This is a genomic window from Propionimicrobium lymphophilum DSM 4903 (genome assembly GCF_000423485.1).
GTDB lineage: Bacteria > Actinomycetota > Actinomycetes > Propionibacteriales > Propionibacteriaceae > Propionimicrobium > Propionimicrobium lymphophilum.
In genome coordinates this window covers 1-9,523 of sequence record NZ_AUIB01000014.1, presented here as the reverse complement: position 1 = coordinate 9,523, position 9,523 = coordinate 1, and the positions used below count along the sequence as shown (strand labels likewise).

Genomic DNA, 9,523 nt, shown 5'->3' with positions numbered 1-9,523 from the left:
TGTCTTCGTTTATCTCTCATCGCTTTCGCGATTAACGAGCTATCACTCTCGCCACGCCTCGATGCTCGCCAACCCAGCTCCACCAGCCTTGCTTATTAAGTGGTCGCGACATTATTGCGGCAGATTTGGCTCGTAGACGAGCCTTTTTTGACGCAATAATTCGGATGACCACCTAAAGGCATGAGGTTGTGGGAGTTCGGGTCTTTGAAGAAACATCAAGGCGTGGCGGGAGCGACGATATCCAAGCGCCAAAGCGCTTGGATGAGGAGCGGAGACACGTTGCCAGTGACGCAAAGACCCGAATCCCACAACCGCCGAGAAGCTACCAGACCAACCACCGCTTCACATCGGGTTTGGGTAGCCATCAGGAACCATCCAGGTAAACCACCACGTCACCAGAAACAGCAGGGACGGAAAAGTCCGTACTCAAGCTTTTCTGCACCCGCTAAATCTTCTTAAGTTAGCGGGTGCAGAAAAGCTCGACTACGGACATTTTCGTTCCCGTTGATGATCAATAGTTTTAAAAATCGTTCACAGGTTACGCACAGGGCAAACAAATATTCGCCTAAGATTCGTTTGGTTAGGTTTAGACATGAGCGAAAACAACAACGGATATTTCGACCAGGAGCCGACGCGCATCGATTTCCGCGCTGACTTCGACCAGGACGTGAATGGCGTCAGGCACGGCCAACAGAATAATGGCCAGTCGGGTCAGAGTGCGCAGCAAAATTTTGGCCAGCCGGGCTTCACCCAGCCTGGGGCCAATCAGCAGAGCCCGCGTCCTTGGGCGCAGCAGAACTTCTACGCGCCTAACCAGGCTCAGCCGGTGCAGCAGAAGCCGCGCAGCAAGAAGCGAATCGTCGGCATCGCAGCCGCGGTCGTCGCAGCGCTGGCTCTGCAGGGCGGCCTGATCTTTGCGGGTGTCCAGGCGCTGAACGGCGGTTTCGAGCGCCAGATCGAGTCTCAGCAGCAGTACGTGCCGGGCAACACCCAGCTGGGCGAGCAGCAATACACCGCCCCCACTAAAAAACAGAGCAAGGGCGTTGCCATCATCGACACCACAGGTCCTTCGGGCGGCGGCTCCGGCACCGGAATGGTGATCACCAGCGACGGCCAGATCCTCACCAACTACCACGTGGTCAAAGGCTCCGACCACATTCGCGTGACGATCGCATCCACAGGCAAGAGCTACTCGGCGACACTGCTTGGCCGCGATGCGGTCTCCGATGTTGCGGTGCTGAAGATTGACGCGGAAGGCCTGGACACCGTCACAATGAATGGCGACGGCGTCAGCGTCGGCGAAGAGGTGACGACTGTCGGCAACGCTTCAGGCGGCGGAAAACTTGTGGCGAGTCCCGGCGAAGTTTCTGCCGTTGGTCAGCGCATCAACGTCGGCGACCAGACCGGTGGTTCGCAGCAGACCCTCCTGGGCATGATCCGCACTACGACGGCCGCAGTGCCGGGCGATTCGGGCGGCCCCACCTTCAACAAAAAGAACGAAGTGATCGGCGTTACTTCTGCGGCTGCCTCAGATAATGGCGAATCCACCGAATCAACAAGTTTTGTGATTCCGATTAACTACGCGCTCGATCTGGCCAAGCAAATCGTCAACAAGCAGGCCTCCGGCACCATCAAGATCGGCCCGCGCGCTCAGCTAGGCGTGATGGTTCGGGATGCGTCTGACGGATACAACACCGTCGGGGCGCTCGTCGCACAAGCTAGTGGCCCAGCGGCAGACGCGGGAATTCAGTCCGGAGACATTATTGTTGGCGTTAAAGGCAAGAAGGTTTCATCAGCGAGCGCATTGACTCAGATTCTCGAACAGTACGGGCCCGAGCAGAAGATCGAGGTGCAGGTTCTGACCAATTCTGGTTCCCATCAAAGCGAACAGGGCGAAACCCGTATGTCAGATTTTACGCAAAAAAGCTATACTGTTACGCTTGGTGTTAGCGACGTTAATTAGTCGTTAACCCCCAATCGGTGCCCCGCAGCAATTCCCCCTTCTTCTGCGGGGCACCTTCTTTCCCGGCTTTTTATTTTGCTTCGAGAATTTTCTGCCAAACTCAACGCGCTAATCCGGATTCAGCGACAACTAGGAAAACTAAAACCCCCTGACTAGGGGGTTTGCTTTTTGGCGCCATTGCGGCGGAATTAGCGCGTTGAGTTTGGCAGATTTTTTGCGGCGCTATACCAAGCTCAAGTTCCATCGTTGAGGTCGTCAAGATCGTCACTCGTGAGTTCAGCACGGGCACGCACCCCAGACCTGGCGATGATTGTCTGAATGGTTTTGTCGTGAACGAGGATGTGCGGCACGAATTTAATGTTTCTCAAGCCCTGCTCTTGGGCGGCCGATTCAAAGATGAAGTGCCCGTAGCCCAAAATCAGCCCCAGAAAGGGGCGGGAGACGGAAATGTCTAGGATCCTCGCGATCGGCACGATGGCCAGATGGCGATTAAAAACGCCGTTGACACGAAAAACCCGCATGTTGGTGACGACGAAGCGGTCCACCTGCTCCTGCGCAAGCTTCCAGGCGCCTCGGCATACCAACGCGAAGCTGATGACGAACGGCACCAGCCAGATATTAGCGAACGAGGGGATGAGGCCGAAGAAGGCCGCTCCGGCCAGGATCGTCAGCACGGGGATGACCCGCGTCACCCAGTGCCGGCCGATCTCGTCGACGAGTATTTCGCCCTCGTCGAGCAGCAGATACTGCTCGACGTCGGGGTCGAGAAACGAAGCCACGGCTACTTGGCTAGGCTCGCGAAGAATTCGATGACAGATTCACCCCAGCCGACGACGGTTCGCACGGCGTCCGCCGCACCTTGCGGGTTCGTAAATAGGTAGAACAGCAGGAACCCGACGACCAATATCAAAAACAGGTTGCGGATGTGTTTACTCATTTTGCCTCCTGAGGAAGTAGGAGAATTTGGGCGCGCTGAACGCACCCGTACACAAGTGTTGCAAAAATCGGGGCCTGAAACTTTAGACGCGCCGACGCTGGCGCCTGTTCCTGGACCATTTCGACACGATCCGATTCCTAAAAAGGCCCGATAGCGACGAACGCCTCAGACACGATCACCAAAGATATCCCCAAAGAAAACTTAAAACGCCGGGCGAACCCGGCGTTTTAAGTTTCGGTTCTTAGCCCTGGGGTCGAAGCAGCGGGTAGAGGATCGTTTCCCGGATACCAGCGTTGGTGAACAGCATCAGCAGACGGTCCATGCCCAGGCCGAGGCCGCCCATGGGCGGGCAACCCTGCTCTAGGGCCTCGAGGAAGTCCTCGTCGAGCTGCATGGCCTCGGGGTCGCCGGCAGCCACCTTGAGGGACTGCTCGGTGAGCACCTCGCGCTGGATGACCGGGTCGATGAGCTCGCTGAAGCCGGTGCCGCGCTCGACACCGCCAATCATCAGGTCCCAGGCCTCGATCAGGCCGGGCTTGCTGCGGTGCGGGCGGGCCAGCGGCTGCGCAATGGCCGGGTAGTCGCAGACGAAGGTCGGCTGGATGAGTTCGGGCTCAACGAGCTCCTCGAAAAGTTCCATGGCGAGCTTGCCATCGCAGAGGGCCGGGTCGAACTCGATCTCGAACTTGTTAAGCATCGCTACGAGCTTCTCGCGCGGCGTCTCGACGGTGATCTCCTCGCCAATCTTCTCGGACAGGCCGTCGTATAGCGGCAGCCACTTCCACTCACCACGCAGGTCGATGACCTGGCCGTCCGGACGCTCGATCTCGAACATGTCGATGGCCTCGGCGGCGTTCATGATGACGTCCTTGATGACGTCGGCGATAGTGAACTGGTCGCCCCAACTCATGTACGCCTCGAGCATCGTGAACTCGGCGGAGTGCGTCGAATCAATGCCCTCGTTACGGAAGACGCGGCCGATCTCGTAGACGCGGTCGGTGCCGCCAACCATGGTGCGCTTCAGGTAAAGCTCAAGAGCGATGCGCAGCGTCATGTCGATGTCGAAGGCGTTCAGGTGGGTGTTGAATGGCCTCGCCGCGGCACCGCCGTGGATGAGCTGCAGGGTTGGGGTTTCGATCTCGATGAAGCCCTGGGCGTCGAGAGTGTCGCGAACGGCCTTGGTGACGGCTGCGCGCTTGCGCACCATCTCGCGGGCTTCGGGGCGCATGATCAGGTCGTTGTAGCGCTGGCGGACGCGGGATTCCTCGCTGAGTTCCTTGTGCATGGTGGGCAGCGGGCGCAGCGCTTTGGACGCCATCTTCCACTCGGTGGCCATGACGGAAAGCTCGCCGCGCTTGGAGCGGGTGATGAAGCCGCGCACCCAGACGAAGTCGCCCAGGTCGACGTCGGCCTTCCACTGGTCTAGCGCTTCCTGACCGACGTTGGCCAGGGAGAGCATCACTTGCAGACGCTCGCCGTTGTTTTCGTGGGTGAAGCCGTCCTGAAGAGCGGTGAAACACAGTTTGCCGGTGTTACGAACGAAAATTACGCGGCCACCGATTTCGACGACCTCGTCGCGCACCTCTTCGCCATTTTCGAGTTTGTCGTCCCACGTCTTTCGGATTTGGGAGAGCGTGTGGGTGCGTCGCAGGTCGACGGGGTATGCCTGGCCGCCGGCTGCGATGATGCGCTCGCGCTTTTCGTGCCTAATCTGCTCTTGTTCAGAAAACTCGTGTTCACTCACGCCCAATAGATTACCCGGCTATTAGGGGATGGGCGAAAATCGAAATTCAGTTAGCTTACCCATGCTTAGGATTGTCAGTGGCAGGAACTAAGCTCTTAAGCATCAATTTTTCTAGCACTTAGGCGATTTACGTGCTGATAAAGCTAATTAATAGGTACATCCGGCCCTACCTGGGTTATGTGGCTGGCGTAGCGGCGCTGCAGCTTGTTGCTGTCGGCGCGAGCCTGTTGCTGCCCACGATGAACGGGCAGATCATCGATCAGGGCGTGGCTCGGGCCGACACCGATTACATCGTTCACCGCGGAGCTCAGATGCTCGCGGTCGCAGGCGCGCAAGTGTTGGCGCAGTGCGCGGCAGTGTTTTTGGCCGCGAATGCGGCGATGAAGTTCGGCCGTGACGTCCGTTCTGCACTGTTCAATCACGCGCTGGAATTCTCGGCTCGCGAGATCAACGATTTGGGCACGGCAAGCCTGATCACGCGCAACACCAACGACGTTCTGCAGGTGCAAACACTGGTGTTCATGACTTGTTCGCTGATGATTTCGGCGCCGCTGACCATGGCAGGCGGCGTATTCATGGCGCTTCGCCAGGACGTCGTGCTGAGTTGGACAATCCTGATTGCGGTGGCAGCACTGGCCATCTCGGTGAGCGTCATCGTTTTGCGCATGACGCCACTTTTTCAGCGTCAACAGTTCGCCGTCGACGAGATCAACCGAGTGACTCGAGAGCAGATCACGGGCATCAGGGTGGTTCGCGCTTTCACTCAAGAAGGGCAGGAGCAGGCGCGTTTCACCCACGCCAACGACCGCCTGATGAAACTGGGGTTGAGCATCGGCACGCTATTCTCGCTGCTGTTTCCTCTGGTAATGCTCATTTTGGACGTCAGCCAGGTCGGCGTGATGTGGTTGGGCGGCTCGCGAATCGACGAGGGCGAGATGGAGGTCGGCAAACTGATCGCCTTCCTGACCTATTTGATGCAGATACTGATGAGCGTCATGATGGCCACGATGATGGTGCTGATGGCACCGCGCGCCGCGGTCTGCGCCAAGCGAATCATGGAAGTTTTCAAGACGGATTCGAGTGTCACGTGGCGCACCGATCCGGTCACTTCGAACTCTCCGGGCGAAGAAATCCTTCGTCTGGATAACGTGGAGTTCTGCTATCCGGGGGCTAGCCAGCCAGTCCTCGAGAATATTTCTTTCGCCATCAAGCGCGGCCAGACGACGGCGATCATCGGCTCCACGGGCGCCGGCAAGTCGACTCTGGTCAACCTGATTCCCCGGCTGTTCAACGCCACCGATGGACGGGTGCTGGTTGATGGCGTGGACGTCGTCAACTACGACCCGAACAAGCTGTGGGCGAAGATCGGCCTTGTGCCGCAGAAGGCATACCTGTTCAGCGGCACGGTGGCTTCCAACCTTAAGGTTGGCAAACCCGACGCAAGCGAGGACGAGATGCGCGCAGCGCTAAAGGTTGCCCAGGCGGACTTCGTCGAGCAGCTCGGCAGCGGCGAAGAATCCGGGTTGAACGCGAAGATTTCTCAGGGCGGCACCAACGTCTCCGGTGGCCAGCGCCAGAGGCTGGCAATCGCCCGCGCGCTGATCAAGAAGCCCGATCTATACATCTTCGACGACGCTTTCAGCGCGTTGGACGCCAGCACAGAGGCCCGGCTGAGGTCGCAGCTTTCGCACGCCACCACGGACGCCGGCGTGCTGATAGTCGCCCAGCGGGTGTCGTCGATCAGCCACGCTGACCAGATTGTAGTGCTCGAGAATGGGCGCATCGACGGCATCGGCACCCACGAGGAGCTGCTGGATAGCTGCAGGACATACCGCGAAATCGTCGAATCCCAGGAGCAGGTGTCAGCATGAGCGAGGAAAAAGCCAAGGCTCCGGCCAGAAATAGGCATTCGGGACGACGCGCGGGCGGACCTCGCGGCATGGCGGCTCCCGAGAAGGCGATCTCCTTCGGGCCGTCGCTGCGCAGGCTGCTGAAGAATCTGCGCGAGGAGCGCACCCTGCTGATCATCGTGTTGGTGGCGGGCGCAATCTCCGTTGCGCTAAGCGTGTTTGCCCCCAGGGTGCTTGGTTGGGCAACCGACACGATCTTTTCTGGCGTGATCGGGAAAAACATGTCCGAAGGCGTCACCTGCGAACAGGCCATAGAGGCAGCGCGGGCAAGCGGAAACGATCAACTCGCGGACATGCTCGGCGGCATAAACTTCACCCCGGGCGCAGGCATCGACTTCAGCGTGCTGGGCAAGATTCTGCTATTCGCGCTCTGCCTCTACGTTTTTTCGGGTGTGCTCTCGTTCATTCAGCATTACCTGCTGAACAGGGCGATTCAGCGCATGATCTTTGGCATGCGAGACAGGCTGCACCGAAAGATGGACAGGCTGCCGCTGTCGTTCTACGACAAGCAGCCCCACGGCGAGTTGCTCAGCCGAATGACCAACGATATCGATAACATCTCGCAATCTCTTCAGCAGACGCTAGGCCAGTTGATCGGCGCAGTGCTGCGCCTGGTCGGCGTCACCGCGATGATGTTTGTGGTCAGTTGGAAGCTAGCACTGATCACCATCTGCGTCGTGCCGGTGGCGGGCGTCGCGTCGGCATTCATCGGCAAGCGCGCGCAGCGCCAGTTCGTGCGCATGTGGGACGCAACCGGCGAGCTCAACGCGCACGTCGAGGAAAGCTACACAGGTCACTCGATCATCACCGTCTTCGGACGCCGAGAGCAGGCCGCCAAACGGTTTGCAGAAACCAACGACGACTTGTGCAAGGCATCGCTCTGGGCCCAGTTCATCTCCGGTCTCATCCAGCCGGTGAACTTCCTGATCGGCAACATCAACTACGTGCTGCTGGCCGTGGTTGGCGGGCTGCAGGTGGCAGCCGGGCAGATGCCGTTGGGTAACGTGCAGGCGTTCATGCAGTATTCACGCATGTTCACCCAGCCGATCACGCAGGTGGCTTCTATGGCTAACCTGCTGCAGAGCTGCGTCGCCTCCGCCGAGCGGGTTTTCGAGGTTATGGACGCCGACGAGGAAGCACCGGACGGCACAAGCGAACTGCCAAACCGCGTCTGTGGCAAGGTCGAGTTCGTCGATGTCCACTTCAGCTACGATCCTGAAAAACCTCTAATCGAGGGCTTGAACCTGAGCGTCGATCCAGGCCAGACGGTAGCTATTGTGGGGCCGACGGGTGCAGGAAAGACCACACTGGTGAATCTGCTGGAGCGTTTCTACGAACCGCAGTCGGGAAAGATCCTGCTGGACGGCATCGACATTTCTTCCATTCCGCGCGAGCAGTTGCGCAGCCGCATCGGCATGGTGCTTCAGGACACGTGGCTGTTCGGCGGCAAGATTGCCGACAACATTGCGTACGGCAAGAAGAACGCTAGCAAGGCCGACGTGGAGTCGGCTGCGGATGCCGCGTACGTCGACCGTTTCGCCGCTACCCTGCCCGACGGCATGGACACCATCATCGACTCCGAGGGCAACAACGTGTCCGCCGGCGAGAAGCAGCTGGTGACCATCGCCCGCGCGTTCATCAGCGACCCTGACGTGCTGATCCTCGACGAGGCCACCAGTTCCGTCGATACTCGCACCGAGGTTTTGGTTCAAAAGGCCATGGCCGCACTGCGCGGTGGCCGTACGAGCTTCGTCATCGCACACAGGCTGAGCACGATTCGCGACGCGGACGTCATCCTGGTGATGGAGAACGGCTCCATCGTCGAAAAGGGCAGCCACGACGAACTGATCGCCAAAGAGGGCGCCTACTGGCGGCTCTACAATGCCCAGTTCACCGAGAAAGAGGCCTAGAAGGCCGTGACAAAATTCGGTCACTGCCAGCCACTTCAACAACGAATAATACAAAACACTTAGTCAGAGCGATTAATTGCAACGGATTGCGTAAATCCCGAAGTAAGCAACCACGTTTTGTCCCGCACTCTCCGCTTACCTGGCGAGTGCGGGAGAGTTAACCAGCTCGAAGATAATTCTCTAATGCCTTGCGTACGACTTCCTCGTCGCTGACATTGTCCAACTCTGCTCGACGGCTAATCGCGGAAGCTAGATCTTCTGGCACCAGAAGAAGAAAATTCAAATGTGGGTTTGTCTCCCATTCGCATGAGTTGAGGTCGTATCCATCCTCAGCCTCGCTGACAAATCGCTCAACGTCTTGAGCGCTAAAGCCAGAAGCCTGTTCAGAAATCTTTTCAGTCATTTTCTTTTCCTCCTTCTGGGTCTAGGTGGGGTTAGGTGCTGCTTCCTTGTCTTCATCGCATGGATCACCGTTTCGCCTCCATCATCACCCATAATCGTGATGATTTCCAGAAAACGTCCTGCTATATCTGAGCCCGGATAAAGCCAACGCATAGGGTCTTCTCCGATGCGAAAACGTCTATGCGAGCTGGCTACTGCTGCTTCAATATTTGCTTCAGTGACTCCATGTTTGAAGGCTGATCGATAAATTCGCATTTCTTGCCTCCGGGGAAAACCGTAGGCGACAAAAAAGTGCGGCCGGGGAGTTATGAAGTGCTCCCCGAAAGTTGGACTGGTTAATTTGGTTCCTTCTTTCGGGGAGTATCTTTATGCGCAAGAATGCTGCTTTGTCTTATAGTCAGCGGCTTCGTTTGATTGAGTTATTTGAGGCTGGTTACGGAAGAGAGGCGGCTGCTGACCTAGCCGGGTGTAGTAGGTATGCGTCGAGAAATTTTCAGGATCGGTGGCGTATTCATGGCAGGCTAGCTGTTGTGGATAGGTCAAAGTATTCGTCATATTCCTATGAGCTGAAGGTTCAGGCTGTTAAGCGTTTCCTTGCTGGTGAAACCAAGCCTGATATAGCTAAAGACTTGGAATTATCTTCTCCGAAACTGTTGG

Annotated in this window: 8 protein-coding genes; 4 read left to right on the top strand and 4 right to left on the bottom strand. The window is 57.7% G+C overall.

Going from position 1 to position 9,523, the window contains the following annotated elements; all coding sequences use genetic code 11:
* Positions 1 to 592 precede the first annotated feature (592 nt).
* Positions 593 to 1,963, top strand: a complete 1,371-nt coding sequence (locus G556_RS11105; RefSeq protein WP_051176783.1) for a S1C family serine protease — start codon at positions 593 to 595, stop codon at positions 1,961 to 1,963.
* A 233-nt stretch (positions 1,964 to 2,196) separates the two neighbouring features.
* Here G556_RS11105 and G556_RS0107210 read toward each other — a convergent pair whose 3' ends face one another.
* The 3 genes from G556_RS0107210 to lysS all read right to left on the bottom strand — a co-directional run bounded on the left by G556_RS0107210 (position 2,197) and on the right by lysS (position 4,644).
* The gene (locus G556_RS0107210) at positions 2,197 to 2,742 is read right to left on the bottom strand and encodes a PH domain-containing protein (protein WP_016455109.1); all 546 of its coding nucleotides are present in this window, start codon (positions 2,740 to 2,742) and stop codon (positions 2,197 to 2,199) included.
* 2 nt (positions 2,743 to 2,744) lie between these two features.
* Positions 2,745 to 2,900, bottom strand: a complete 156-nt coding sequence (locus G556_RS11560; RefSeq protein WP_016455108.1) for a hypothetical protein — start codon at positions 2,898 to 2,900, stop codon at positions 2,745 to 2,747.
* Positions 2,901 to 3,141: 241 nt separating this feature from the next.
* The gene (lysS, locus tag G556_RS0107195; RefSeq protein WP_028822282.1) at positions 3,142 to 4,644 is read right to left on the bottom strand and encodes a lysine--tRNA ligase; all 1,503 of its coding nucleotides are present in this window, start codon (positions 4,642 to 4,644) and stop codon (positions 3,142 to 3,144) included.
* A gap of 131 nt (positions 4,645 to 4,775) precedes the next feature.
* Between lysS and G556_RS0107190 the strand changes: the two genes are divergently transcribed.
* Positions 4,776 to 6,515 (top strand): ABC transporter ATP-binding protein, encoded by a 1,740-nt coding sequence (locus tag G556_RS0107190; protein ID WP_028822281.1) that lies wholly within the window; start codon positions 4,776 to 4,778, stop codon positions 6,513 to 6,515.
* Positions 6,512 to 8,464 (top strand): ABC transporter ATP-binding protein, encoded by a 1,953-nt coding sequence (locus G556_RS0107185; protein WP_081675550.1) that lies wholly within the window; start codon positions 6,512 to 6,514, stop codon positions 8,462 to 8,464. Before G556_RS0107190 ends, G556_RS0107185 begins: the two co-directional genes overlap by 4 nt.
* 157 nt (positions 8,465 to 8,621) lie before the next feature.
* Here G556_RS0107185 and G556_RS0107180 read toward each other — a convergent pair whose 3' ends face one another.
* A complete protein-coding gene (locus tag G556_RS0107180) occupies positions 8,622 to 8,867 on the bottom strand; it encodes a hypothetical protein (protein ID WP_028822279.1) in 246 nt (81 codons plus the stop codon).
* Between the two features lie 409 nt (positions 8,868 to 9,276).
* Here G556_RS0107180 and G556_RS0107175 point away from each other — a divergent pair.
* Positions 9,277 to 9,523: hypothetical protein (locus G556_RS0107175; RefSeq protein ID WP_420806063.1), on the top strand; the 247-nt coding region annotated here is incomplete at its 3' end.